We start from the raw sequence: 25173 nt of genomic DNA on the forward strand, positions 1-25173 counted from the left end.
CGGCCCGGCGCAGGACGGGCCGGCGTCGTGCCGTCTCAGCGCGGCAGCACGCCGTCCGCGCTCCGCCGCTCCGGATGCCGACCCTCGACCCGGTGCCGGTACCCGCTGTCACTCCTCCGGCATCGAGAAGTCCGCGAAGTCGAACCCCGGCGACACCAGGCAGCTCACCACCGCGTCCTCCGTCGAGGGCAGCGTCCGCTGCCACACGTCCGCCGGCACGAGCGCCTGCACCGCAAGCCCGTCGACCGCCGACCCCAGCAGCACGGTCCCGCCGTCCACCGGCTCCTCGCCGTTCCCGCCGAACTGCAGCGCCACCCGCCCCGGTCCGTTCCAGATCCAGGTCTCGGCCGACGACACCCGGTGCCACGCGGAGCTCTCGCCGGCGGGCAGCAGGAACACGATCAGCGTCGCCGCCGGCCGCTTCCGCACCGAGCCGTCGGGCGCCGTGAGCGTCAACCGCTCCGGAGACGTCCACGTGCGCCGGTACCAGCCGCCCTCCGGATGCGGCTCCAGACCCATCGCAGCGGCGAGCGCCGGCCGCCGCACGCTCTCGAGCACGCGTCCGTCCACGCTCAGCCGGTCCACCAGCTCGCCCGTCAGCTCCGCGCCCATCGGACCTCCCCCGAGATGATCGTGGCGAGGGCCGTGCCCTCACCCGCCTCCACTATCGCGGCCACCAGGTCGTCCGCGGTCGCGGCGCTCACCTCGAGCACCGCGAGATCGGCGAGAGCGCCCGGCACCAGCGCGCCGAAGGACTCCGCCGCTCCCATCGCCACCGCCCCGCCCCGGGTCGCCGCGTGCAGGAGCCGCGAGTGCAGGTCCCGTCCCGTGTAGCCCTGCGCGCGCGCGATGCGGTGCAGCTCGCCGACGTCCCCGAGCAGATCCAGGGACGGAGTCGACGAGAGCGAGTCCGTGCCGACCGCGATCGCGTTGCCCTCGCGCAGGTAGTCGGCGACCGGCGCCTCGTCGAGGCCGATCACCGCGTTGGAGCGCGGGCACAGGGCCACCGAGGTGCCGGTCCGCCGCAGCGCCGCGCGATCCTCGGCGTCGACGTAGACGCCGTGCGCGATGTGCACGTCGTCGCCCAGCGCGCCGATCGTCTCGGCGTACGCGACCGGACGCAGCGCGCTGCCGCCGTTGCGCAGCAGGTGGAAGCCGTCGTAGCCCCAGCGTCGCCACTGCTCCGCGAGCGCACCGCGGCCGTGCATCGTGTACTCCGCCTCCCACGCCGACTCCGCCAGGTGCAGGTGCCGGCGGACGCCGAGCTCCTGCGACAACCCGGTCAGATCGCTGAGCACGGGGGTGTCGAGCGAGTAGGGAGCGTGCGGCGACAGGCCGATGCGGGCGACCCCGGAGGTGCGCACGAGCTCCGCGGTGATCGCCCGGCCACTGCCGCGCCAGTCGTCCTCCAGGAGGCTCATCAGCTCCCAGTAGGCGATGCCGTGCACGCGGCCCGCCTCGAGCACGTCGAGCGCCTCGAGGTCGGTGACGATGTCGGCGATCGCGGTGGTGCCCGTCGAGACGGCGATCGCCAGTCCCTCCGCCGCCGACGCGGCCCAGTCGTGCTGCTGCTCGTAGACGATCTGGAACGCCCGCGACCAGTCCTCGAACCCGTCGTAGCGGCCGGCGCCGACGGCCGCCATGCAGGTGTACTGCAGGTGCGAGTGCGCGTTGACGAGACCCGGAGTGATCGCACCGGCCCACTCGCGCACCCGGTCCGCTCCCTCGGCGAGGACCTCGTCCCTCGGGCCGACCGCGACGATCCGCTCGCCGCGCACCGCCACGGCGCCGCCGCGGATCGGCTCGCCCGCCACCGGCACCACCCAGGGCGCCAGGTGCACCTCGACGCCGGTCACGGGATCCACGCCGACGGCATGAGCCCCGCGATGCTCGCGACCGAGGCGGTGACGGCCAGCAGCACGGCGAACGCCGTCACCGCCCAGTCGGCCGGGGTGTAGCGGATCTCGCGCAGCCACGTGCGCTTCGCGGTGCCGAAGCCGCGCAGGTCCAGGGCGTCGACCGTGTCCTCCGCGTCCACGAACGAGGTGATGGTCACCGGCACCATGAGCGGCGCGATCTCGCGCAGGCGTCGCACGGGGTTCCGGGTCTCGGCGCGCTCGTAGCCGCGCAGCCGCTGGGCGGCCGCCGTCTCCTGCAGGTTCGCGGCGGCGCTGGGCAGGAACTTGAAGGTCAGGTCGATCCCGTAGGCGAAGCGCGCGGGGATCCCGAGCCTGGCGAACGCGACGGCGAGGTCGCCCGGTCGGATCGCGAAGGCCAGGGGGAAGCCGACCGCGACCAGCGCGAGGAAGCGCAGCAGCATGTTCACCGCGTACGACACCGCTCCCTCCGTGATCGGCAGCCCGATCACCGGCACCGTGAACAGGGTCGCGCCCGTCTCGGGCTCCCCCGAGCTCGTCGCGCCGACGATCAGCCCGTTGATCCCCGCGAAGACCACCACGAACACGGCCACGACGGCCCAGTTCGACCGGACCTCGCGGAACGGGATCCGCGCGCTGAGGTAGTAGGCGAACGCCGCCACGGCGAGCGCCGCCATCCACCGCAGATCCTTCACCTGCGTCGCGGTGACGACGAGCGCCACCGGGACGAGGATGAGCACGCGCGGATCCCGACGGCCGAGGAAGGAGTCGCCGCCGAGGTACCGAGGCGAGACCTCCATCCGTCAGCGCCCGGCGAGGTTCTGGAGCGGCTTCCAGACCCGGTCGAGCACGGGGACCAGGATCACCGCGGTGATGCCGGTCGCGAGGATCGCGAGGAGGTAGGAGCCGAAGAACCAGTACTCGACGGTGACGCCGAGCAGCAGGTCGGTGACGGTGAAGAGCAGGCCCACGACGACCGCGGCCACCGCGATGGACGCGGCCCAGACGACCTGGCGGCCGGTCGTCCGCGGCTCCTTCGCGTAGTAGCCGATGAGGCCTGCGAGCAGGCCGACGAGGCCGTTCGCGATGCTCCAGTTCCAGTAGGTCAGGAATCCGTAGCCCATGATCTGGTCGACGATCGCGTTGCCGACGGCGCCGGTGAAGAACCCGGCGACCGGGCCGAAGCGCAGACCCACGAAGGGGATGATCGCGATCGCGGGGCGGATCGAGATCATCGTGCCGGGCAGCACGAAGCTGAGGGCGCCGAGCGCGCCGTAGAGCGCGGCGCCGACGGCGCCGAAGACGATCGTGCGGGACGAGACGGCCCAGGGGCCGGTCCGGGCGGGAGTCGCGGTGGTGGTCACGGGAGGGTCCTTTCGAGGGGGTGGGGAGGAGCGTCGAGGGAGTGAGGAGCGTCGAGGGCGAGGCGCAGGCGCCGGGCCAGGTCGAGGGGGCGCGGCAGCCGGCCGGCAGCCGGTCCGTGCTCGCGGGCGGCGCGCACGAAGTCGGTCTCGCGGAGCACGGAGCGTCCGTCGACGGCGGTCCCCGGCTCGTGCCAGAGCTCGAGGTCGTGCACGATCTCGGCCGGAGTCGCGTCGGCGACGATCCCGCCGCCGTCGACGACCACGATGCGGTCGGCCCGCGCGAGCGCCATGTCGACGTCGTGGGTGATGAAGTAGACGCTGTCGATGCCCTCGATCGCCCAGACCGCGTCGAGGAAGTGGCGCGAGGACCGCTCGTCCTGGCCTGCGGTGGGCTCGTCGAGGATCAGCGTGCGGGGCCGGAGGGTCAGCGCCAGGGCCACCGCGAGCCGCCGCTGCTGACCGAAGGACAGCGTGCGCGGCGGCCGCTCCAGGATCCCCGGCACGTCGTGCAGCGACACGGCGCGCAAGGCGGCGTCGGCGATCGCGGGGATCTCCTCCTCCGGCACCCCCAGGTTGCGCGGCCCGAACGCGAGCTCGGCACCCACGTTCTCGCTGAACAGCGCCTGACCGGGGTCCTGGAAGAGGTAGCCGCAGGTCGAGACGAGCTCTGCGGCGCTCAGCTCGTGCACCGGGCGCGCGTCGAGCAGCACCCGTCCGCGGGTCGGAGCGACGAGCCCCACGGCGGCGCGCATCAGCGTCGACTTCCCGGCGCCGTTGCGCCCGAGGATCGCGACGCGCTCCCCCGCCTCGAAGCGCCGCTCGACGGCCGCGACGACGGTGCGCGCTCCGTAGCCGAGCTCGGCGCCCTCGAAGTGCAGGCGGGGCCCGGCACCCGGAGCGACCGCGGGGCCCTCCGGCATCGCCTCCTCCTCGCCCTCCGCGCTCGCGAGCAGCGCGTGGAACGGCAGCTTCACCGACTCCGGCGACGCGACCTCGAGGAACCCGTCGACGTCTCCCGAGTACACGACGCGCCCCTCCTCGAGGTACACCACGCGGTCGGGAGCGAGCGCGAGGACCTCGTCGACCCGGTGCTCGACGATCACGGCCGCTCCACCGCCGTCGACGTAGGAGCGGACCGCCGCCAGCAGCACGTCCGCCGCATCCGGATCCAGGTTCGCCAGCGGCTCGTCGATGACGATCACCTTCGGATCCAGCACCAGGATCCCGGCGAACGCGACGAGCTGCAGCTGACCGCCCGAGAGCTCGTGCGGCGGCGTCCCGAGCAGCGCGGTGAGGCCGAGCCGCTCGGCGACCCGGTGCGCGCGCTCGCGGATCTCGCGCGGCGGCGTCCCGCGGTTCTCGAGCCCGAACGCGATCTCGGCGAGCACGCTGTGGCCCACCACCTGCTTCGCCGGGTCCTGGAGCAGCGTGCCGACGACCTCCGAGAGGTCGCGCAAGGCGAGCGGAGCGGCGTCCCGGCCCTCCACCTCGATCCGGCCGGTCACCTCGGCCCGGTACGAGCGCGGCACGAGCCCGTTGAGCACGCGCAGCAGGGTGCTCTTCCCGCAGCCCGAGGGCCCCGCGACCAGCACGACCTCGCCGCTGGACACCGAGAACGAGGCGTCGACGAGCGCGGGCACCGTGGCGTTGCGGTACGTCACTCCCACGCCCTCGAGGCGGAGCAGCTCGCTCACGAGCGCGCTCCGTCCCGCTGCGGAGCGGCGCGGCGCCCGGTCGAGGTCCAGCTGCCGAGGAACTCCTGCTGGACGCGGCTCGCCCGGTCGATCGAGACGCCGAGCGAGGCGAGCTTGGCGCGGGCCACGCGGTCGTCGACCTCGGGCGGCAGCAGGTGCACCGCCGGAGCGAGGCTGCCCGCCTCCCGCGCGAGCAGGTCGATCGCGGCGGCCTGCACGCCGAAGGAGAGGTCCATGATCTCGATCGGGTTGCCCTCTCCGGCGGTGCAGTTGATGCATCCGCCGTCGTCGAGGACCACGATCGAGCGTCCGGTCGGCAGCACGAAGCGCTCGAGTGCGTGGCCGATGGTCTCGCGGACGGCGCCCGCGGCGATCGCTGCGTCGATCGCGATCTCCTGCGCCACGCCTCCCGACACCGCGACCGCGGCGCCCTCGGGCAGAGCCAGCAGGTGCTCGACGTCGATCGTGTGCGCGATGCCCGTCGCCGAGACGAGCAGGTCGGCCGAGCGGGCGGCGTCCTCGAGCGGAGCGACGTCGTAGCCCGCGAAGACCGCCTCCAGCGCCCGCACCGGATCGACCTCCGCGACCGTGATCCGCGCGCCGAGGGCACGGGCGTGCTGCGCCACTCCTCGGCCCACGTGCCCGAACCCGGCCACCACGACGTGCGCGCGGTCGAGCGGAGTCGCGAGCAGGTCGAGCATCGTGAGGAGCGTCGACTGTCCGGTTCCGTGCCGGTTGTCGAAGAGCGTCTTGCAGCGGGCGTCGTTCACGGCGAGCACCGGGATCCGCAGGGCGCCCTCGCGCTCCATCACCCGCAGCGGCCGCAGTCCGCTCGTCGTCTCCTCCGTCGCGCCCCGCAGGGTGTCGAAGACGGCGGGACGCTCGGTGTGCGCCAGGCGGGTGACGGCGGAGCCGTCGTCGACGAGGACGTCCAGCCGGCGGTCGAGGAGGTCGAGCGCGAAGGCGCGGTCCTCGGCGGCGGTCGCATCGGAGCGGGCGAAGACGGTGACGCCCGCGTGCTCGAGCGCGGCCGCGGTGTCGTCGTGTGTGTTGGAGGCGCCGCACATCACGCTCACCTCGGCGCCCGCCGCCGCGAGCTCGAGCGCGAGCGTCGCGGTCTTGGGCTCGAGCACGAGCACCAGTCCGATACGCAGTCCGTCGATCGAGCCGCTCTCGCGCAGCTGGCCGGCGACTCCGCTGGTCACGGGCATGAAGCGCGCAGCCCAGTCGATCTTGTCCTGCCCCTGGCGCCACAGCGACGCGTCGCGGATGCGGCCGCTCACGCGAGCACCTCGAGCGCGAGGGCGCGGTCGGCGCGTGCGCGGAGGTCGGCCCGATCCGCTCCCGGATCGGCCGCGCGGGCCTCGGCGAGCGCGGCGCCGAACGCGGAGCGCAGCTGATCGCGGGTCCGGCGCGCCGACCCGTCGACCACCTCGCGGGCCACGAGCACGAAGGCCTCCCGCGCGGCGCCGGTGATCCGGGCGATACCCGGGCGGCCGGAGGAGGGGTCGGTGACCGCCGTCACGGCCGGCACGTCCTCGGCCGCGTCGACGAGCAGCAGCGGTCCGCCGCCCCCGAGGACGGAGGCGTCGACCGCGGCGTCGAGCTCGCCGGTCGCGAAGGCGAGCACGACGTCGTCGAGCCGGGCTCCGCTCCAGGCCGCGACCGTGAGGCCGAGCTGGGCCAGCTCGACGAGCTCGACCGGGTCGTCGCCGACGACCAGGACCCGGGCGCCCATGGCGGCGGTCCTGGTGGCCAGCTCGCGTGCGAGCGGGCCCGAGCCCAGCACGGCGACGCGGGTGTGGGCGAACGAGAGGTTGCTGGCGGAGGCCGCGGCGCGGACGACGGCCTGAGCCCAGGCCGTCAGCGTCAGCGCGGTGACGACGCGAGACTCGGACGCCTCGACCGGACCGGGCTCCGCGACCCGCTCGTCGAGGAGCACCTGAGTGCGCTCGCGGCGCAGCGGGGTGAGGGTGGCGGACATCGGCGCTCCAGGGGATCGGTGGCTGCTCGCCTCCGCACGGACGCGGCGGTTCTAAGCGGTTAGCGTGCGACCATAGTCGCGCCGTGTTTCGGTGCCGCGCTCGTTTATTACGGCGACGTGAAACATTCGGAGCGGCGCCGGAGGCGCCGTCGTGCGACCGGTCGTCCGGACCCGGTCCGCGTGGAGCCGTGTCCTAGGCTGACCGGATGTCCCCCCGGCCCCGGCGACCGACCCTCGCCGACGTCGCGCGCGCGGCCGGCACGTCGAGCACCGTGGTCAGCTACGTCGTCAACAACGGACCGCGCCCGGTCTCGGCCGAGCTGCGCTCCCGGGTCGAGGACGCCATCTCGGCCCTCGGCTACCGCCGCAACTCGCTGGCGGAGGCGCTCAGCGTCGGCCGCTCGAATCTGGTCGGCCTCCTCGTCCCCGACTCCTCCAACGCCTTCTTCGGCGAACTGGTGCGCCACATCGAGCACGAGGCGCGCAGCCGCTCGCTGCTGACGCTGCTCGGGAACACCGAGTACGACCCGGAGGTGGAGCGGGGCTACGAGCGCACCTTCGCGGACCTCCGCACCGCCGGCATCCTGCTGGTCACGATCGACTCGGCGAGCGCCGCGGACGCGGCGCCGCGCGTCTTCCTGCACTCCTCGCCTCTCACCCGCGAGGAGCCGAGCGTCGTCTTCGACGACGAGCAGGGCACACGGGCCGCCGTCGAGCACCTGCTGGCCCACGGCTACGACGACGTGCACTGCGTCACCGGACCGGACGACTTCGGTCCGTCGGGGCTGCGCGCCCGTTCCTGGTCCGAGACGGTGGCGGAGCCGGCCGGACGCCTGCACCGCGTGCCGATGGACCGCGTCTCCTCCGAGCAGGCGCTGCGCGAGGTGCTCCGCGTCGAGCGCCCGCGGGCCGTCTTCGCCACGACCGACGAGCACGCCCTCGCGGTGCTGCGCGCGGCCTCGCAGGAGGGGATCCGCGTGCCGTCCGAGCTCGCCGTCGTCGGCTTCGACGCATCCGGGAGGCGCTGCTCGGAGGCGTCCGCGTCACGACCGTCGCCGTCCCGGTCCGCGACATGGCGCGCATCGCCTTCGAGCTCCTCGACGAGACCTACACCGACGCCCCGGTCCGCCACGTCCTGCTGCCGACCACGCTGATCCTCGGCGAGACCTGCGGCTGCGCCTCCCCGCGCGGATAGCCCCACCCTCCCCGGTCGAGTGCCTCCACTCCCGCCGGTTCAGCAGCCCCACCCCTGCTGGTCGAGCAGCCCCGGAGGGGCGTATCGAGACCCGCCCCCTCAGAGCATCGGTCGCTCCCGCGCGCTCGAACCGAGTCCCTCTCAGCCCAGCTCCCCCAGCCGCCCGATCACGCCCTCGCCCAGACGCGCGACGTACCCCTCCGGATCCGCCCCTGCGGCGCCAGCTCCACGAGCGTGATCCCGATCGCCGCGTACTCCTCCATCGCCCGCACGAAGCCGTCCGGGTCGCCGATCGGATCCCCGCCGCCGATGATCGTCTTCGTGATCGCGTCGTAGTCGCGACCGAGCTCGTCGCAGTGCCGCCGCAGCACGTCCAGCTTGTGCGCGACCGCCTCGGCACCCGTCGCGAACAGGTTGCACGCGTCGCCGTACTGCGCGACGAGCCGCAGCGTCTTCTTCTCGCCGCCGCCCCCGATCAGGATCGGCGGACCCGGCTTCTGGATCGGCTCCGGGTGGTTCAGCGTCTCGGCCAGCCGGTAGTGCTCGCCCGCGAACGGCCCGTCGTCCTCGCTCCACATCTGCCGGCAGATCCGCAGCGTCTCCTCGAGACGCTCGAACCGCTCCTTCAGCGGCGGGTACGGCACGCCGAGCCCGAGGTGCTCGCGCTCGTACCAGGCCGCGCCGATGCCGAGCATCGCCCGCCCGCCCGACAGCACGTCGAGCGTCGTGACGATCTTGGCGAGCAGCCCCGGGTGCCGGTAGGTGACCCCGGTCACGAGCAGCCCCAGTCGGAGCCGCTCCGTCCGCCCCGCGAGGAATCCGAGCGAGGTGTACCCCTCGAGCATCGGATCCTCGCTCGTCGCGAACTGCTCCATCTGGAAGTAGTGGTCCATCAGCGTGAACCACTCGCAGCCCACGTCCTCGGCCGTCCGCGCCGTGGCCCCGAGGATCGGGGCGATCCCCGCGCTGCCACCCGGCAGCGTGAAGTTCATGAAGTGGATGCCTACCTGCATGCGTGCTCTCCTGTCGTCCGCGAGGCGACGTCCGGATCCGCGCGCACTACGCAGAGCACCCGGAGGTCGGTGTCCTCCGAGCCTGGCACCCCTGCCCTCGCGGAGATCATCGCCCTGACAGCATTCACGGGTGCGCTCCGCACCGCTCTCAGGAAGAGCCGGTCACCGCACCGGCACCGCTCGACCGGCCATCAGTTCGGCAGTCGGTGTCACGCCGTGACGCGGAACCGCCGCCCGCCGATCTCGACGACGTCGCCGACGGCCAGCTGGCGCCCGCGCCGCCGGTCGACCTCGCCGTTCACCCTCACGAGACCGTCGGCGACGGCCTCCTTCACGTCTCCGCCCGTATCGAGGATCCCCGCGAACTTCAGGAACTGCCCGAGGCGGATGGACCCGCCGTCGAGCGGGACGTCCTCGATCGGCTGACGGCCCTTCACGAGCGTCCACCCACGAAAGCATCGGCAGTTTCGTCGTACTCCATCGGCAACTCCATCACCTCGAAGATGTCGGGCGAATACCAGTGCTCCTTTCCTCCACGCCCATGAGTGCCCAGTGACTTGAGCCATCCCCGTGCCTCGGCGTTGCGGATGAGATTCCTCGCTCCCTGGTTCGTGATGTCGAGTCGCATCTGGACATGTCGGACAGTGACGAACGGATTCCGAACGATGATCTCGACAAGTCGCGGCAGGCTCGACCTCTCCTTGATGGCCTCCTCGTAGTAGCGCTCACGGATTCGAATGAGCTTTCGAGAGCGCGCCACCGCATCGTCCGATTGCGCGCGTACGGCCCTGAGGAAGAACATCAGCCATCCGTCCACGTCGCTGGTCTCCCGAACGGCCTGCAAGCGCTCGTAGTACTCCTCGCGATGCGTCTCGAAGAAGTGGGAGAGGTACAGGAGGGGCAGGGGAAGTCGCCTCCGTTCCATGAGGAGCAGGTTGATCAGCAGACGCCCGATCCGCCCGTTCCCGTCGAGGAAGGGGTGGATCGTCTCGAACTGGTAGTGCATGAGACCCGCTTGGATCAACGCGGGGAGGTGGCGGCCGTCGTCGTTCACGAATCGCTCCCAGTCGGCGAGCAGATCACCCAGATGGACAGGTAGCGGAGGCACGAAGGTGGCGGTCTCCGGAGTCGCGCCGACATGCCCGACCCAGACGGGCGACGTCCTGAACTCACCGGGGCTCTTCTCCTCGCCTCGCACTCCCGTGAGAAGCGTCGCGTGCACCGCGAGGATCAGCCGCTGGGTGATGGGAAGGGTCTTCGCCAGCTCGTAGGCCTGGCTCGTCGCTTCGAGGTACCGGTGGACTTCGGCCGTGTCGTCGTTCCGTGAATCCTCATCGATCTCCGACTGGAAGACCTCGGAGAGGGACGCCTGGGTTCCCTCAATGCGGGAACTCGCCAGAGCCTCCCTCCGCAGATACGGCCCGATGAGCTGCCCGGGATCGGTGATGAGCATTCCCAAGCCCTGAAGATGGCCCAGCGCCGCGTCAGCCTCGGAGAGAGCCGAGACGACGTCCGCAGTGAGGTCGAGGGTGCGAGGTATCGGCTTCGGCAGGTAGTAGGTGAACGCCCACTTGTTCCCCGGTTCCCGAGTCGGACATCCGAACGGCGAGTCGGCGAAGCGGTGCTGATCCATGCACCGACGCTACAACGAAACTGCGGTTCGAGTTGGAACTGGCGGTGTTCGACCTAGTGCAGTTGGAGCGTCAACGGCACCCTCCAACTCGGCCTCCTGATCGTGGGAGCGTCAGACCGCCGGGATGTCGGCGAAGCGCGAGAAGTGGCCGTGGAAGCCCACGGTCACCGTGCGGGTCGGGCCGTTGCGGTGCTTGGCGACGATGAGATCGGCCTCGCCCGCGCGCGGGTTGTCCTTCTCGTAGGCGCTCTCGCGGTGCAGGAGGATCACCATGTCGGCGTCCTGCTCGATCGAGCCGGACTCGCGGAGGTCCGAGATCGCGGGGAGCTTGTCGGCCCGCTGCTCCGGTCCACGGTTCAGCTGCGACAGTGCGATCACCGGCACCTGCAGCTCCTTCGCGAGCAGCTTGAGCGCACGCGAGAACTCCGAGACCTCCTGCTGGCGGCTCTCGACCTTCTTGCCCGAGGTCATCAGCTGGAGGTAGTCGATGACGACCATCTTGAGGCCGATGCGCTGCTTGAGCCGGCGGCACTTCGCGCGGATCTCGACGAGCGTGAGGTTGGGAGAGTCGTCGATGTAGAGCGGCGCGTCGTTGATGCGACCGCGGGTCGACGCGATGGTCGTCCAGTCGCGCTGGTCGACGGTGCCCTTGCGCATGTGCTGCAGCGGCACGGAGGCCTCGGCCGAGAGCAGGCGCATCGCGATCTCGCTGCGCCCCATCTCGAGCGAGAAGAAGATCGTCGGCATCTGGTGCTTGATCGCGGCGGCCCGCGCGAAGTCGAGCGCGAGGGTCGACTTTCCGAGCGCCGGTCGCGCCGCGACGATGATCATCTGGCCGGGGTGGAAGCCGTTGGTGAGGTCGTCGAGGTCGGCGAACCCCGTCGGCACTCCGGTGAAGGCGCCGTCCTTGTGCGCGGCGGCCTCGATCTCGTCGATGGCGACGGTGACCGCGTCCGTCAGCGGGACGTAGTCCTCCGCCGCTTCGGATCCCGTGACGTTGTAGATCTCGGCCTGGGCCGTGTTGACCAGGTCGAGGACCTCGCCCTCGCCCTGGTACCCCATCTGCGCGATGCGGGTGCCGGCCTCGACGAGGCGGCGCAGCAGCGCGCGCTCGGCGACGATCGAGGCGTAGTAGCCGGCGTTGGCCGCCGTGGGCACCATCGCGGTCAGCGAGTGCAGGTAGTCGGCGCCGCCGGCGCGCTGCAGCTCGCCCTGCTTGGTGAGCTCGTCGGTCACCGCGATGACGTCGGTCGGCTCGCCGTGCGAGTAGAGCTGCAGGATCGCGTCGAACACGATCTCGTGCTTCGGGATGTAGAAGTCGGTGGCCTTGACGCTCTCGACGACGTCGGCGACCGCGTCCTTCGAGAGCAGCATGCCTCCGAGGGCCGACTGCTCGGCGAGCAGGTCGTGCGGAGGGGTGCGCTCGTGGCGCGGGGAGTCGCCCCGGCCCTCGCCTCGACCCTCGCTCCGTCCGTCCGAGCCGGGAACCGCCAGGTGCGCGATCGTCATGCCTCCTCCTGTCGGGTGCCTCGCGGGAACGCGCGGACCGTCGGCCGAGCCGCGGTCGCGAGCGTCGGATCCGGTCTACCAGCGACCTCCGACAGGGTCGGCGCCGGTGCTCCGGACGCCTCGTCCCGCTCCCCTCGCGGGGCGCTGCGCCACACTACGTACCGCTCGACACCGGGGTCAAACCGCCCTGTGGAGGAGAGTGTGGACAACTTCGGGGAAACGCCGCGCTCCGTGTGAGCAACGTGTGGAGAACCCTGTGGAAACAGAAGCGGAACCGATCTTTTTTCCAGAGCCTGACCAGGGCTTTCCCTCATTCCACAGGCGTGTGGGGAAAAGAGTCTCGAGACCACATTGAAGGTTGCCCGCGCGTTTGGGTGTATGTGGATGAAGCTGTGGAGAACGGGACGACGAAGGGCGGTGCAGCAGGACCCGGGGATCCCGCCGCACCGCCCTTCGAGGCGTGTCTCGCGGCCTTACTTGGCCGCGACCACCTGGAGCTTCACGGTGGCCTGGATGTCGTCGCGCAGACGCACCACGGCCTCGTGCTCGCCGACCGTCTTGATCGCGTTCACGATCACGATCTTGCGCTTGTCGAGCTCGCCGAAGCCGGCCGACGCCACCGCGTTCGCGATGTCGCTCGTCTTCACCGAGCCGAACAGGCGGCCGTCGCGGCCCGCCTTGACGGTGAGCTTCACCCGGTTGGCCTCGAGGACCTGCTTGGTGTGCTGGGCCTCTTCGATCGTCTTGTGCTCGCGCGCGGCGCGGGCCGACTTGATCTGCTCGACCTGCTTCTCGCCGCCTCGGGTCCACGCGACGCCGAAGCCCTGCGGGATGAGGTAGTTGCGGGCGTAGCCGTTCTTGACGTCGACGACGTCACCGGCGGAGCCGAGACCGTCGACCTCGTGGGTCAGGATGACCTTGGACATACCGTTACCTACCTTCCGCTGCCGGCGTAGGGCAGGAGCGCCATCTCGCGGGCGTTCTTGACGGCACGGGCGATGAGGCGCTGCTCCTGAACGGAGACGCCGGTGATACGACGGGCGCGGATCTTCCCGCGCTCCGAGATGAACTTGCGGAGGGTCGCGACATCCTTGTAGTCGATGACACCCACGCGGACCGACTTCGCGGGGGCCGCGTTCTTCGCGCCCTTGCCGCGGATCGGCTTGCGGCGGTCGCCGCTGCTCTTTCCAGCCATAGTGGTTTCCTTAGATTCTGGTTCGCCCCCGCCCGCTGCCGCTCGTGCGGACTGCGGAGGAGGCGTGATTCAGGTGAGGTCGCGTCCGAGCCCGAGGCTCAGAACGGCGTCTCGTCGTTGTAGCTGCCCGGCGTGCTCCAGACGTCGCCACCGGCGGGCGCGCTCGGCGCCCACGGCTCCTCGGCCTGGCCACCGCGGTTGCCTCCCGCGTTGCCGCCGGAGCCCCCCTGGTTGCCGCCGAAGCCGCCCTGACCGCCCTGGCTCCCGCCCTGACCGCCGCCGACCTGGCCGCGTCCACCGCCGCCGCCCGCGCCTCCACCGGAGGCACGCGTGACCTGAGCGGTCGCGTAGCGGAGCGAGGGACCGATCTCGTCGATCTCCAGCTCGATGCTGGTGCGCTTCTCGCCTTCCTTCGTCTCGTACGAGCGCTGCTTCAGGCGGCCGGTCGCGATGACGCGGCTCCCCTTCGTCAGCGATCCCGCGACGTGCTCGGCGAACTCGCGCCAGACGGAGGCCCGGAGGAACAGCGCTTCGCCGTCCTTCCAGTCGTTCGCCTGACGGTCGAAGGTGCGCGGAGTGGAGGCGATGGTGAAGTTCGCGACCGCGAGCCCGTTCTGCGTGTAGCGCAGCTCGGGGTCGGAGGTGAGGTTCCCCACCACGGTGATGATCGTCTCGCCGGCCATGAGCGCTACGCCTTGGGAGCGGCCGAGGCCTTGGCAGCCTTGCGGGCGGCCTTCTCGTCGGCGAGCTTCGCGGCGGCCGCGACCTGGGCGATGCCCTCTTCGGCCCGCAGCACCTTGGTGCGCATGACGGCCTCGGACAGCTTCAGCTGACGGTCGAGCTCGTTCGCAGCGGCGGAGGTCGACGTGAAGTCCACGACGGCGTAGATGCCCTCGGTCTTCTTGTTGATCTCGTACGCCAGACGACGGCGACCCCACACGTCCACCTTGTCGATGGATCCACCATCGGTGCGGATGACGTTGAGGAACTTGTCGAGACTCGGAGCGACGGTGCGCTCATCGATCTCGGGGTCCAGGATGACCATGATTTCGTACTGATGCGTCACTAACCCACCTCCTTCGGACTGAACGGCCACGGTATTTCCGTGACAGGAGGGTATGTAGCATCTGCCCACTCCCGCGGACGCGAGTGCGTCTGGTCGTGGACAACCTGAACACCCTACCATCGCGGCCGTTCCCGCGGTCAGGAGATCCGTGCCCGTTCGGGCGGTGCAGCGCGGCGCGCTCAGCGCGCCGCCCACCACTCCTTCAGCCGCTGCGTCGCGACCTCCTCGCCCAGCGGGCCCTCCTCGAGCCGCAGCTCCAGGAGGAAGCGGTACGCCGCTCCGACCTCGGGCCCCGGCGGCAGGTCGAGGATCCGCATGATCGCGGTGCCGTCGAGGTCGGGTCGCTTGGAGGCGAGCTCCTCCTTCTCGGCGAGCTCCGCGATCCTGTGCTCGAGGTCGTCGTAGGCGTGCGCCAGCCGGTCGGCCTTCCGCTTGTTGCGCGTGGTCACGTCGGCGCGCGTGAGGATGTGCAGCCGTTCGAGCAGGGGCCCGGCGTCCGTCACGTAGCGGCGCACGGCGGAGTCGGTCCACGCGCCGTCCGTGTAGCCGAAGAACCGCAGGTGCAGCTCGATGAGGCGCGCGACCTCCTTGGTCGTCTGATTGTCGAACTTGAGCGAGCGCATCCGCTTGATCGCGAGTTTGGACCCGACCAGGTCGTGGTGGTGGAAGCTGACCGCTCCGCCGGGCTCGAGACGGCGCGTCGCGGGCTTGCCGATGTCGTGCAGCAGCGCGGCGAGGCGCAGCACGACGTCCGGGGTCGCCCCGGGGTTCCGCGACTGCTCGAGCGAGATCGCCTGCTCCAGCACGGTCAGGCTGTGCACGTAGACGTCCTTGTGGTGGTGGTGCTCGTCCTGCTCCAGGCGCAGGGCGGGCAGCTCCGGGAGGAAGTAACTGGCCAGACCGGTGTCGACGAGGAGCTCGAGGCCCGCACGCGGGGACGCGGTCGAGAGCAGCTTCCGCAGCTCCTCCTGCACCCGCTCGGCCGAGACGTCGCGGATGCGCGGCGCGAGCTCGGCCATCGCCCACTCGACCTCCTCCGTGGTGCGGAACCCGAGCTGAGACGCGAAGCGCGCACCCCGCAGCATGCGGAGCGGGTCGTCGCCGAAGGACACCTCCGCGTCGGCGGGGGTCCGCAGGCGCCCGGCCAGCAGGTCCTCCACGCCGCCGGAGGGATCGACGAGGACGACCTCGGGGATCCGCAGCGCCATCGCGTTGACGGTGAAGTCGCGCCGCACGAGGTCGCCCTCGAGGGTGTCGCCGAACTCGACCTCCGGCTTCCTGCTCACCCCGTCGTAGCTGTCGCTGCGGTAGGTCGTGATCTCGACCGTCTCGCCGGCGAGGCGCGCGCCGATGGTGCCGAAGGCGCGCCCGATGTCCCAGTGCGCCTCGGCGATCGGGGCGACGATCCGCACGATGTCGTCGGGGCGGGCGGAGGTGGTGAAGTCGAGGTCGTGCACGCCGTGGCCGAGGAAGGCGTCGCGGACCGGGCCGCCGACCAGCGCGAGCTCGTGGCCCTCGGCGGCGAACGCCTCCGCCAGCCGGGCCACCGTGGGAGTGGCCGCCAGTGCGCGGAGGGTCTCGAGGGCCGCCTGGACGCTGTGCATTCGCACGAGTGTAGTCGCGGCGGGCGACGCGCTCAGGGGCGCTCGAGTGTCTAACCCCTCAGAACGGTTACAGGCCGTCCGGCGACCCCTCCGCCGCCCCCGTCGGGCCTGCACGTAGAATCACCCGCATGGAGGCCGAGTGAGTTCGATGCATCGGCGCGGCCCCACCCTCTCGGATCGATCCCCGGTCCCGCAGCTGCTCCGCGCCGTCGGCGCGGCGGCCCTCGCGGTCGCGCTCGTCGGCGTCGCCCCGTCGGCCTTCGCCACCACTCCGACTCCGGCGCCGAGCACTCTGAGCTCGCCGTCGCCCGACGACCCGGCCGACGGCACCGTCACCGCGACGGTCGGCGCGGCGAACGACGGGATCCTGCTCGCGGGGCAGGACCTCCAGCTGTCGGTCTCGGTGCGCAACGGCACGACCGAGTCGATCGAGGGCGCCCGCGTCGAGGTGACGATCGACTCCGACACGCTCGATTCGCGCGAGGAGCTGGCCGAGTGGCTCGGGGGAGAGGACGACGACGCGGGCCTCCGGATCGGTGACGGAGCGGACGTCCGCCTGCTCCCCTCGAGCTCCGCGCAGGTCTCGCTCACGATCCCCGCGGCCGCCGTGCCGTTCTCCGCCGACCCCGCCGCTCGTGGATCGCACGCGGTCGCCGTCACCGTGACCGGCCCGGGCGGCCCCGTCGCCACGGCACGCACGGCCGTGGAGCTGACCGACGGCGTCCCGTCCGAGCAGGAGACCGGCGTCTCCGTCCTCGTCCCGCTCACGGTGCCCGGCACCGGCGAGGGCCTGATCCCCGCCGAGACCCTGGCCGACTACACGGAGTCGACCGGCACGCTCTCCCGGCAGCTCGACTCCGTGCTCGGCCGCGCGGTCGCGATCGGAGTCGACCCGCGGATCCTCGCGTCCATCCGGATCCTCGGCGCCGCTGCTCCCGACTCGGCGACGGCCTGGCTCGAGCGCCTGGAGTCGGCGCCGAACGAGGTCTTCCCCCTGTCCTACGCGGATGCCGACGTCTCGGCGCAGGCGCAGTCGGGCCTCGCGACACTGCTCGGGCCGACGTCGTTCGAGTACGGCGTCGATCCCACCCGGTTCGCCGAGCCGGCCGTCACCGCCACTCCCGCCGCGCGCCCGAGCCGGTCCCCACCGAGCAGGCGGATCAGGCTCTGCCCGCCCGACCGACCGCGGAGTCGCTGCTCGCGTTCGACTGGTCGCCGACCGTCGGCGCGATCGCGTGGCCCGACGATCTGACCGTGCGCGCCGCGGATCTCGAGGTCTATGCCGCGAGCGGCATGAGCCGCACCGTCGTCGCCTCCGGCAATCTCACTCTGCCCGACGGCACCGCGACCCGGGCCGTCGTCGACGGCCACGACCTCGTCGTCAGCGACAGCGTCCTCTCCACGGCGCTCGACGACGCCGTCACGGCCGGCACCGACTCGGAGTGGCGCGCCCGCATGACCGCTCTGACCGCTGATCTCGCGCAGGTGCAGCGCGAGGCCGAGGTGCCCGACGTCGTCCTCGCCCTGGAGCGCGGAGCGGCTGTCGACGGGGTCCGCCTCGCACAGACGCTCGACGCTCTCGACGCGCTCCCCTACGCGGAGGGGACCTCGCTCGCGTCCGCCCTCACGGTCCCTGCGACGGCGGACGCCGCCGTCGTCGACGCCCCGGAGTCCGAGCAGCGCCTCGAGACCGTCTCGACCCTCCTGGACACCGCCTCCCGCGTCGAGGGGTTCTCGGCCGTCCTCACCGACCCGCAGCTGCTGAGCGGCAAGCTGCGCAACGACCTGCTCGCCGTCCTGGCCGTGTCGTGGCGCGACGACGACGCCGCCTGGGCGGAGGCGGTCACCACGAGCCTCGAGAACGCCGACACCACTCTGGGTGGTGTCTCGATCGAGGCCACGAGCACGCTCAACCAGCTGTCCCGCGACTCCAGCATCCCGGTGTACGTGCGCAACGACCTCCCGTGGCCCGTCACCGTCGAGATCAGCGCCTCCACCTCCAACGCCGTCCTCGACATCGACGAGAGCTCGATCGAGCCGACCGCCATCGACGCGCAGTCGCAGGGCCGCGTCCTCATCCCGGTCAAGGCACGGGTGGGCAGCGGCGAGACGACGCTCCGGATGCAGCTCACCGCGCTCGACGGCACGGTCATCGGCCTCCCCGCCCGCGTCAGCACCAACGTGCGCGCCGACTGGGAGACCGTCGGCACGCTCTCGTTCGGTCTGCTCCTCGTCGTCGTCTTCGGCGTCGGGATCCTCCGCAACATCCGCCGCCGTCGCCGCGGCGGAGCGGCACAGGAGCCGGACGAGGACCCCAACGCCCCCCTCGCGGTCCAGCCCGGACCGGACGATCGACGAACGGACCCGCGTGGCTAGCTTCTCCCTCGGACGCGCGAGCGCCGTCCTCGCCTCCGGCACGATGGTCTCGCGCATCCTCGGCTTCGTCATGTCCCTGGTCTTCACGCAGACCATCGGACTCACGGGTCAGGGCGCGGATGCGTTCACGGTCGCCAACGGCCTCCCGAACACGATCTACGCGATCCTCGCCGGCGGGGCGCTCAACGCCGTCCTGGTGCCGCAGATCGTCCGCGCGGGGCTGCAGGCCGACGGTGGCCGCAAGTACATCGACAAGCTGCTCACCCTGGCGCTGCTCGTCCTCGTGGCCGCTGCGGTCGTGGCGACGCTGGCCGCTCCGCTGCTCATCCAGCTCTCGGCGGGTCGGTACGGCCCCGAGCAGACGCGTCTGGCCGTCACGTTCGCCTACTGGTGCCTGCCGCAGGTGTTCTTCTACGGCCTGTACACGATCCTCGGCGAGGTGCTGAACGCCCGCGGCTCCTTCGGCCCGTTCACGTGGACGCCCGTCGTCAACAACGTCGTGACGATCGGCGGACTGATCGCGTTCCAGCAGCTGTTCGGCTCGGACGGCAAGGGACTCCGGGACGCGACCGACTGGACGCCCGAGATGATCCTCGTGCTCGCGGGCTCGGCGACCCTCGGAGTCGCCCTCCAGGCGATCCTGCTCGTCTTCTTCTGGAAGCGCGTGGGCCTGCGCTACCGGCCCAGCTTCGGCTTCCGCGGGGTGGGGCTCAGCCGCGCCGGCAGGATCGCCGGCTGGACCTTCGCCACCCTGCTGCTGACGGTCGCGGTGGGCTTCCTCGAGAACACCGTCGTGAGCGGGGCATCGGGTGAGGACGCCTCGGCCACCGCGCTGCAGAAGGCATGGCTCGTCTTCATGCTGCCGCACTCGATCGTCGCGGTCTCGATCGCGACGGCCTACTTCACCAAGATGAGCGGACACGCGTCCCGCGGCGAGATGACGGACTTCCGAGCCGACATCTCCACCTCCATCCGCGTGGTCGGCCTGTTCCTCTTCTTCTCGGCCGCGGCGCTCGTGGTCTGCGCGACCTCCTTCGCCACGATCTTCTCCCCGGACGATCCCGAGGCCGCTCTCCAGATGGCTCAGATCATCACCGCTCACGTGATCGTCCTCCCGCTCTTCTCGACGCTCGCGATCGTGCAGCGCGGTTTCTACGCCCTCAACGACGGCCGGACGCCGTTCTTCTACACGCTCGTGCAGACCGTCGTCATCGCCGTCGGCTGCCTGGTCGCCCTCGGGCTGCCGTCCGAGTTCACGACGATCTTCGTCGCCGCCTCGATCTCGGTCGGAGTCGCCGTGCAGGCGTTCCTGGCCTGCTTCCTCCTGCGCCGCAAGCTCGGCGGCTGGGGCGGCACCCGGATCGTGTTCCGCTTCGCGCAGTTCGCGCTGGCCACGCTTCCGGCCATCGGCGCGGGCGTGCTGGTCATGTTCCTCCTCGCGCAGAACGACGGATTCCCCACCGCGGGCTGGCCGCAAGCGCTCGTCTCGATGGTGCTGAGCGGAGTCGCGATGGCTCTCGTCTACTTCGGTGTCCTCTGGGTCGCCCGGAACCCCGAGCTGCGGGCGATGGCCGCTCCGGTCCTGCGTCGCCTCGGCCGCTGACCGGAATCGGGCCGTCCAGGAGAACAACCTGGTCAGCGGCGAGATCCACCGCTGGTCTCCGAATCGCTCGTCCAGACCCTGACCGCGGGCCGAGCGCCCGGATCGGCGCGGAATAGCGCCCGCCTAGGATGTGTTGTAGCCCGTGGAGCCGGGGAACGACCGAGCGACCGGATCCGGGCTCCGCACGATTGTTCAGCACCACGACAGCGCCCCTCCGGCGCCGTCTCCGACCAGCATCCGCTCAGCACAGACCTCGAGGAGTTGCCGTGCGCGACATCGTCATCATCGGATCCGGCCCCGCCGGCTGGACCGCCGCCATCTACGCGGCGCGCGCCGACCTGAAGCCGATCGTGGTCGCCTCCTCGGTCGAGATCGGCGGCGACCTGATGAACACCACCGAGGTCGAGAACTTCCCCGGGTTCCCGAACGGCGTCCTCGGGCCCGAGCTCATGGCCTCCATGCAGGCCCAGGCCGAGCGCTTCGGAGCGACGACCTACTACGACGACGTCACCTCCCTCGACCTCGAGGGCGAGACCAAGACCGTCCACCTCGGTTCGGGCGAGAGCATCGAGGCGAAGACCGTGGTCGTGGCGACCGGCTCCGCGTACCGCAAGCTCGGCCTGCACGACGAGGAGCGCCTGTCGGGACACGGTGTCTCATGGTGCGCGACCTGCGACGGCTTCTTCTTCAAGGGCAAGACGATCGCCGTCGTCGGCGGTGGAGACTCCGCGATGGAGGAGGCGACCTTCCTCACCAAGTTCGCCGAGAAGGTCTACGTCATCCACCGCAAGGACACGCTCCGCGCCTCCAAGGTCATGCAGAAGCGCGCGCACGACAACGAGAAGATCGAGTTCGTGTGGAGCTCCGAGGTCGTCGGCATCCGCGGTGAGAACCACGTCACCGGAGTGAAGCTGCGCGACACGGTCGACGGCACCGAGAGCGCCCTCGACATCGACGGTCTCTTCATCGCGATCGGCAACGACCCGCGGACGCACGTCGTCCACGGCAAGCTCGACCTGACGACCGACGGCACCATCTCGGTGGTCGGCCGCTCCTCCCAGACCTCCGTTCCCGGCGTCTTCGCCGCGGGCGACGTGATCGACCCGACCTACCGTCAGGCCGTCACCGCCGCCGCATCCGGAACGGTCGCAGCCCTCGACGCGGAGCACTACCTCGCTGCGCTCGCCGATGGCACCGCCCACACCGAGGGGGCACCGCAGGTGGCCGCCTCTGTCGAGGCCGAACTCATCACCCGCTGACCCCCCGGTCATCACCAGTGGAACCGGTTCGACCGGTTCGCGAAGGAGAAACTATGTCCACCGCGAAGAGCGTCACCGACGCCTCGTTCCAGTCCGACGTCCTCGACTCCGAGAAGACCGTCCTCGTCGACTTCTGGGCCGAGTGGTGCGGCCCGTGCCGCATGGTCTCGCCGATCCTCGACCAGATCTCGGCCGAGCACGGCGACAAGATCGAGATCGTCAAGCTGAACGTCGACGAGAACCCGCAGACCGCCGCGAAGTACCAGATCACCTCGATCCCCGCGATGAAGGTCTACCAGAAGGGCGAGGTCGTCAAGACCGTCATCGGCGCCAAGCCGAAGCCGGCTCTCGAGGCCGACCTGGCCGCATTCCTCTGATCCACGCGATCCTCTGATCCGGCCGAGTCGGATCGTCGGAGCCCTCGCCCCACCGGGCGGGGGCTCCGAGCTGTTTCACGTGAAACAGGGTCGGGCCACCGACGCCGGAGTGGCGCCGAACGGTCCCGGCCCGGGAGAACAGCCGCCGGATAGTGTGGACGGACCCGGTCGGACGACCGGATCCATCGACGACCGGAACGACGACATCGTGATCAACCGCGGCACCAACCTCGACCCCTGGTACGACTCCTATGCGGAGCGGACGGCCGGTCTGGCCGCCAGCGAGGTCCGAGCCCTGTTCGCCGTGGCCTCCCGACCCGAAGTCGTCTCGCTCGCCGGCGGCATGCCCTTCGTGTCCGCCCTGCCGCAGGACCTCGTGACGGGAGCGATCGACTCGGTCATGCGGGAGCAGGGGCCGGTGGCGCTGCAGTACGGCTCAGGGCAGGGCGTTCCCGTCCTGAGGGAGCAGATCCTCGACGTCATGGCCCTCGAGGGCATCTCTGCCAGCGCGGACGACGTCGTGGTCACCACGGGCTCCCAGCACGCCCTGGAGCTCGTCTCGAAGGTCTTCCTGGACCCGGGGGACGTGGTCCTCTCCGAGGGCCCCAGCTATGTCACAGCGATGGTGATCTTCCGGTCCTACCAGGCCGACATCGAGCACGTCGCCATGGACGAGCACGGCCTCATCCCGGAGTCGCTCCGCGAGCACATCGCACGCGTGCGAGGGGAGGGGAGGAGGATCAAGTTCCTCTACACGATCCCGACCTTCCACAACCCGGCGGGCGTCACCCTGAGCTGGGAGCGCCGGGTCGAGATCCTCGAGATCTGCAAGAACGAGGGGATCCTCGTCCTCGAGGACAACCCGTACGGACTCCTGTACTTCGAGGACGTCCCGCCGAAGGCGATGCGATCACTCGAGGAGGACAGCGTCGTCTATCTCGGCACCTTCTCGAAGACGCTCGCACCCGGCTTCCGCGTCGGCTGGGCGCTGGCTCCCCACGCCATCCGCGAGAAGCTCATCCTCGCCAACGAGGCGGCGGTGCTCAGCCCGTCCTCCTTCAGCCAGCTCGTGATCTCGAAGTACCTCGCGACCGCCGATTGGAAGGCGCAGATCGACACCTTCCGCGGTGTGTACCGGGAACGCAAGGAGGCGATGCTGCGTGGACTCGAGACGCACCTGCCCTCGCTCTCCTGGACGAATCCGAACGGCGGCTTCTACGTGTGGCTCACACTGCCCGACGATCTCGACTCGAAGGCCATGCTCCCCCGGGCCGTGAAGGAGCTGGTGGCCTACACGCCGGGTACTGCCTTCTTCGGCAACGGCGACGGCCGGCAGAACATCCGCCTGTCCTTCTGCTACCCGACGCCGGAGAGGATCGGGGAGGGGATCCGACGGCTCGCCACCGTGATCGACGGCGAGCTCGATCTCCTGTCGACCTTCGCCGGGGTGCGGCCGCGAGGTGTCACCGACGACGAGCAGGCGCCCATCAGCCTCCCCCCGACGGTCTCCTGACCGCTGTCACGAATTGTAAAAGGCCTGGTCATGAGCACTTTCCGTCAGTCCGACACCGCCCTCGACATCGTCGTCGTCAGTGGCGGCATCAGCCACGAGCGCGATGTGTCGCTCCGGTCGGGTCGCCGTGTCGCCGATCGCCTCGCCGCGCTCGGGCATCGAGTGACCACGCGTGAACCGGACGCGGATCTCCTCCCCTTCCTGGCCGCCGGCGTCCGGATCTCGTCTGGCCCGCCGTCCACGGTGCAAGCGGAGAGGACGGGGCGCTGCTCGGGCTGCTCGAGGCCGCGGGCCTGCCCTACGTCGGATCCGATGCCGACTCCGCCAGGCTCGCCTGGTTCAAGCCGACTGCGAAGACTCTGGCCGCGCGGGCGGGGATCCTCACACCCCGATCCCTCACCCTCCCCCGCGATGCCTTCCGCGAGCTCGGCGCCGCGGCGATCCTCGCGCAGGTGCGAGCACACCTGAGCGGCGCGCTGGTGGTCAAGCCCGCCCAGGGCGGTTCCGCCCAGGGAGTCAGCATCGTGGAGGACGACGGCGATCTCTCGCGCGCGATGGTCACCGCCTACACCTACGGAGACGTCGCCTCATCGAGGAGCGGATCCGCGGAACCGAGGTCGCCGTCGGCGTCCTCGATCTCGGAGACGGACCGACGGCGCTGCCCGTGGTCGAGATCGAGCCGATCAGCGGGCCCTACACGTTCGACGCTCGCTACACCGCCGGAGAGACCCGCTTCTACGTCCCGGCGCGCGTGACGTCAGAGGCGCTCTCCGCTGTCTCCGAGGCGGCCGTCGCGATCCACCGACTGCTCGGCCTGCGCGATCTCTCCCGGATCGACTTCGTCATCTCCGCGGATGGACAGCCCTGGTTCTTCGATGCCAATGTCATCCCCGGTCTGACTGAGACGTCACTGGTCCCCCAGCCATCGAAGCCTCCGGCCGTTATCTCGGCGACGTCTATTCGACCTTGGCCTATCAGGCTGTCAAGGCGTATTCACACGGGTCTTAATCAGCCGTCCGACCGTTTCACGTGAAACGGCGAAGAACGAGACCGTCGGCACAGCGTTTCACGTGAAACATCCTTTCGCTGGACAGTCGAATGTCTCGGGCAAAGCGCGACAGTGACTGTGCGCGCTATGACTCCAGACAGCTCGAGTGCGAATCGACTCGAGAAAGTGCTCTGGGGACGGGTTCGATACGGCGCTACGGGCAGCTTGAACGCCGAACTTCACGCGACTCCATGATTCCCTCCGTATCGAACGCACTGTTGGCGCTGCGTCAGGACGATTCGTCGGCGAAGGTTCCAGTCCAACGGAGGAATCAGCTCGTCGGGAGATGCTGAGTTCTCAGCTCTTTCCGGTATCCGGGACGAAGCCCAGCGCCCGCACTCGGCACGACTCGCTAATCACGTGGTTCGCCCGGCGGGCACAGAGTGATCACCTCCGTGCAACCAGTGCGCGGAACACGGTTCTCACCCTTTGCAGCCAGAGATCGACCTGCCGGTACGCCTATCAAGTCGCACGACACAAAGCGTTTCACGTGAAACATCAGCAGCCCGTCCGGCATACGCGCGTCGTCGGCAATGGAGCAACGCTTTCCAGAGTGCGATCTATGCCTGAAGGTCACAAGCTGAGTAGTGATTAGCCTTCCGAGTGCGCGCAGGAGGCTCAGAGTCGGTTGCGGCCAGCTGTTGGGGCGCAAGCCTGTATCGGCGAAGAGATGTGCAGCAGTTCCATGAGTGCGAGGAGCCCTGGACTTTTGCGTCCCGGTCAAGCCATTCGCGTGACCGCTCGTCAGAACCGGCCGTCGCCCGAGCAAGAACCGCCAAATCGCGCTTCTCACAATGAGCTCAGAAACGAGAAAAGCCCCGGAAATGTCCATTCCGGGGCGTTTCACGTGAAACATCAGCACG

The 25173-nt window shown here is 70.4% G+C and carries 25 protein-coding genes; 8 read left to right on the forward strand and 17 right to left on the reverse strand.

The features are described 5' to 3' along the window. Positions 1-108: 108 nt before the first annotated feature. The 7 genes from B0T42_RS00240 to B0T42_RS00270 are packed head-to-tail and all read right to left on the reverse strand — an operon-like array spanning position 109 to position 6919. The gene (locus B0T42_RS00240; RefSeq protein ID WP_077221460.1) at positions 109-612 is read right to left on the reverse strand and encodes a cupin domain-containing protein; all 504 of its coding nucleotides are present in this window, start codon (positions 610-612) and stop codon (positions 109-111) included. After that, entirely contained in the window at positions 597-1865 is a 1269-nt protein-coding gene (locus tag B0T42_RS00245; protein ID WP_236720025.1) for an amidohydrolase family protein, read from the reverse strand. The genes B0T42_RS00240 and B0T42_RS00245 overlap by 16 nt, the downstream gene beginning before the upstream one ends. Next, positions 1853-2677: an energy-coupling factor transporter transmembrane component T family protein gene (locus tag B0T42_RS00250; protein ID WP_077221462.1), complete on the reverse strand. Its 825-nt coding sequence runs from the start codon at positions 2675-2677 to the stop codon at positions 1853-1855. Before B0T42_RS00250 ends, B0T42_RS00245 begins: the two co-directional genes overlap by 13 nt. 3 nt (positions 2678-2680) lie before the next feature. Beyond that, a complete protein-coding gene (locus B0T42_RS00255) occupies positions 2681-3241 on the reverse strand; it encodes an ECF transporter S component (RefSeq protein ID WP_158077989.1) in 561 nt (186 codons plus the stop codon). Then, positions 3238-4935 carry an ABC transporter ATP-binding protein gene (locus B0T42_RS00260; protein WP_158077990.1) on the reverse strand — a complete coding sequence of 566 codons (1698 nt, stop codon included), beginning with the start codon at positions 4933-4935 and terminating at the stop codon, positions 3238-3240. The genes B0T42_RS00255 and B0T42_RS00260 overlap by 4 nt, the downstream gene beginning before the upstream one ends. Continuing rightward, entirely contained in the window at positions 4932-6218 is a 1287-nt protein-coding gene (locus B0T42_RS00265) for an adenosylhomocysteinase (protein ID WP_077221464.1), read from the reverse strand. Before B0T42_RS00265 ends, B0T42_RS00260 begins: the two co-directional genes overlap by 4 nt. Then, positions 6215-6919 (reverse strand): hypothetical protein, encoded by a 705-nt coding sequence (locus B0T42_RS00270; RefSeq protein WP_077221465.1) that lies wholly within the window; start codon positions 6917-6919, stop codon positions 6215-6217. The genes B0T42_RS00265 and B0T42_RS00270 overlap by 4 nt, the downstream gene beginning before the upstream one ends. 206 nt (positions 6920-7125) lie before the next feature. Here B0T42_RS00270 and B0T42_RS00275 point away from each other — a divergent pair, with 206 nt between their 5' ends. Then, positions 7126-8073: a LacI family DNA-binding transcriptional regulator gene (locus B0T42_RS00275; protein ID WP_201788455.1), complete on the forward strand. Its 948-nt coding sequence runs from the start codon at positions 7126-7128 to the stop codon at positions 8071-8073. A 208-nt stretch (positions 8074-8281) separates the two neighbouring features. Here B0T42_RS00275 and B0T42_RS00280 read toward each other — a convergent pair whose 3' ends face one another. The 9 genes from B0T42_RS00280 to B0T42_RS00320 all read right to left on the reverse strand — a co-directional run bounded on the left by B0T42_RS00280 (position 8282) and on the right by B0T42_RS00320 (position 16134). After that, complete coding sequence (locus B0T42_RS00280; protein ID WP_139344360.1) at positions 8282-9127, reverse strand: LLM class F420-dependent oxidoreductase; 846 nt, start codon at positions 9125-9127, stop codon at positions 8282-8284. A gap of 209 nt (positions 9128-9336) precedes the next feature. Further along, a complete protein-coding gene (locus B0T42_RS20400) occupies positions 9337-9564 on the reverse strand; it encodes an RNA-binding S4 domain-containing protein (RefSeq protein WP_173892261.1) in 228 nt (75 codons plus the stop codon). Continuing rightward, positions 9561-10760 (reverse strand): Fic family protein, encoded by a 1200-nt coding sequence (locus B0T42_RS00290; protein WP_077221467.1) that lies wholly within the window; start codon positions 10758-10760, stop codon positions 9561-9563. Before B0T42_RS00290 ends, B0T42_RS20400 begins: the two co-directional genes overlap by 4 nt. 111 nt (positions 10761-10871) lie before the next feature. Continuing rightward, entirely contained in the window at positions 10872-12269 is a 1398-nt protein-coding gene (gene dnaB, locus B0T42_RS00295) for a replicative DNA helicase (protein WP_055784557.1), read from the reverse strand. A 473-nt stretch (positions 12270-12742) separates the two neighbouring features. Beyond that, positions 12743-13195, reverse strand: coding sequence for a 50S ribosomal protein L9 (gene rplI, locus B0T42_RS00300; protein WP_055784554.1), 453 nt, complete (start codon positions 13193-13195; stop codon positions 12743-12745). An 8-nt stretch (positions 13196-13203) separates the two neighbouring features. After that, positions 13204-13464, reverse strand: coding sequence for a 30S ribosomal protein S18 (gene rpsR / locus B0T42_RS00305; RefSeq protein WP_055784551.1), 261 nt, complete (start codon positions 13462-13464; stop codon positions 13204-13206). A 98-nt stretch (positions 13465-13562) separates the two neighbouring features. Further along, a complete protein-coding gene (locus tag B0T42_RS00310; protein ID WP_077221468.1) occupies positions 13563-14147 on the reverse strand; it encodes a single-stranded DNA-binding protein in 585 nt (194 codons plus the stop codon). A 5-nt stretch (positions 14148-14152) separates the two neighbouring features. After that, the gene (gene rpsF, locus B0T42_RS00315) at positions 14153-14530 is read right to left on the reverse strand and encodes a 30S ribosomal protein S6 (protein ID WP_055784548.1); all 378 of its coding nucleotides are present in this window, start codon (positions 14528-14530) and stop codon (positions 14153-14155) included. A gap of 179 nt (positions 14531-14709) precedes the next feature. Continuing rightward, positions 14710-16134, reverse strand: coding sequence for a CCA tRNA nucleotidyltransferase (locus B0T42_RS00320; RefSeq protein ID WP_077221469.1), 1425 nt, complete (start codon positions 16132-16134; stop codon positions 14710-14712). A gap of 148 nt (positions 16135-16282) precedes the next feature. Here B0T42_RS00320 and B0T42_RS00325 point away from each other — a divergent pair, with 148 nt between their 5' ends. From B0T42_RS00325 to B0T42_RS00355, 6 genes are all read left to right on the forward strand, one after another. Next, positions 16283-17386 carry a DUF6049 family protein gene (locus B0T42_RS00325; protein ID WP_236720033.1) on the forward strand — a complete coding sequence of 368 codons (1104 nt, stop codon included), beginning with the start codon at positions 16283-16285 and terminating at the stop codon, positions 17384-17386. 2 nt (positions 17387-17388) lie between these two features. Continuing rightward, entirely contained in the window at positions 17389-18510 is a 1122-nt protein-coding gene (locus B0T42_RS00335) for a DUF6049 family protein (RefSeq protein WP_094742639.1), read from the forward strand. Beyond that, complete coding sequence (gene murJ / locus B0T42_RS00340; RefSeq protein ID WP_077221473.1) at positions 18503-20113, forward strand: murein biosynthesis integral membrane protein MurJ; 1611 nt, start codon at positions 18503-18505, stop codon at positions 20111-20113. Before B0T42_RS00335 ends, murJ begins: the two co-directional genes overlap by 8 nt. Before the next feature lie 266 nt (positions 20114-20379). Continuing rightward, a complete protein-coding gene (trxB, locus tag B0T42_RS00345; RefSeq protein WP_077221474.1) occupies positions 20380-21372 on the forward strand; it encodes a thioredoxin-disulfide reductase in 993 nt (330 codons plus the stop codon). Positions 21373-21425: 53 nt separating this feature from the next. Continuing rightward, the gene (gene trxA, locus B0T42_RS00350; protein ID WP_055784535.1) at positions 21426-21749 is read left to right on the forward strand and encodes a thioredoxin; all 324 of its coding nucleotides are present in this window, start codon (positions 21426-21428) and stop codon (positions 21747-21749) included. A gap of 211 nt (positions 21750-21960) precedes the next feature. After that, positions 21961-23262, forward strand: coding sequence for an aminotransferase-like domain-containing protein (locus B0T42_RS00355; RefSeq protein WP_173892267.1), 1302 nt, complete (start codon positions 21961-21963; stop codon positions 23260-23262). Positions 23263-23268: 6 nt separating this feature from the next. Here B0T42_RS00355 and B0T42_RS20820 read toward each other — a convergent pair whose 3' ends face one another. Then, positions 23269-23421, reverse strand: a complete 153-nt coding sequence (locus B0T42_RS20820) for a hypothetical protein (RefSeq protein WP_236720037.1) — start codon at positions 23419-23421, stop codon at positions 23269-23271. Between the two features lie 442 nt (positions 23422-23863). Here B0T42_RS20820 and B0T42_RS22150 point away from each other — a divergent pair, with 442 nt between their 5' ends. Then, positions 23864-24295 carry a D-alanine--D-alanine ligase family protein gene (locus B0T42_RS22150; RefSeq protein ID WP_342418184.1) on the forward strand — a complete coding sequence of 144 codons (432 nt, stop codon included), beginning with the start codon at positions 23864-23866 and terminating at the stop codon, positions 24293-24295. The last annotated feature ends 878 nt before the right edge of the window (positions 24296-25173 follow it).

Source organism: Rathayibacter rhapontici, assembly GCF_001995175.1.
In the GTDB taxonomy this organism is placed as follows: Bacteria; Actinomycetota; Actinomycetes; order Actinomycetales; family Microbacteriaceae; genus Rathayibacter.

Bases quoted from the DNA above. Each gene is read 5' to 3' on its own strand.
- trxA (WP_055784535.1), top strand. From the start codon at position 21,426: ATGTCCACCGCGAAGAGCGTCACCGACGCCTCGTTCCAGTCCGACGTC.
- B0T42_RS00240 (WP_077221460.1), bottom strand. From the start codon at position 612: ATGGGCGCGGAGCTGACGGGCGAGCTGGTGGACCGGCTGAGCGTGGAC.
- B0T42_RS20820 (WP_236720037.1), bottom strand. From the start codon at position 23,421: ATGCCCGAGCGCGGCGAGGCGATCGGCGACACGGCGACCCGACCGGAG.
- B0T42_RS00250 (WP_077221462.1), bottom strand. From the start codon at position 2,677: ATGGAGGTCTCGCCTCGGTACCTCGGCGGCGACTCCTTCCTCGGCCGT.
- B0T42_RS00275 (WP_201788455.1), top strand. From the start codon at position 7,126: ATGTCCCCCCGGCCCCGGCGACCGACCCTCGCCGACGTCGCGCGCGCG.
- B0T42_RS00280 (WP_139344360.1), bottom strand. From the start codon at position 9,127: ATGCAGGTAGGCATCCACTTCATGAACTTCACGCTGCCGGGTGGCAGC.
- rplI (WP_055784554.1), bottom strand. From the start codon at position 13,195: ATGTCCAAGGTCATCCTGACCCACGAGGTCGACGGTCTCGGCTCCGCC.
- dnaB (WP_055784557.1), bottom strand. From the start codon at position 12,269: ATGACGATCGCGCACCTGGCGGTTCCCGGCTCGGACGGACGGAGCGAG.
- B0T42_RS00290 (WP_077221467.1), bottom strand. From the start codon at position 10,760: ATGGATCAGCACCGCTTCGCCGACTCGCCGTTCGGATGTCCGACTCGG.
- B0T42_RS00320 (WP_077221469.1), bottom strand. From the start codon at position 16,134: ATGCACAGCGTCCAGGCGGCCCTCGAGACCCTCCGCGCACTGGCGGCC.
- B0T42_RS00310 (WP_077221468.1), bottom strand. From the start codon at position 14,147: ATGGCCGGCGAGACGATCATCACCGTGGTGGGGAACCTCACCTCCGAC.
- rpsR (WP_055784551.1), bottom strand. From the start codon at position 13,464: ATGGCTGGAAAGAGCAGCGGCGACCGCCGCAAGCCGATCCGCGGCAAG.
- B0T42_RS00325 (WP_236720033.1), top strand. From the start codon at position 16,283: ATGCATCGGCGCGGCCCCACCCTCTCGGATCGATCCCCGGTCCCGCAG.
- B0T42_RS00270 (WP_077221465.1), bottom strand. From the start codon at position 6,919: ATGTCCGCCACCCTCACCCCGCTGCGCCGCGAGCGCACTCAGGTGCTC.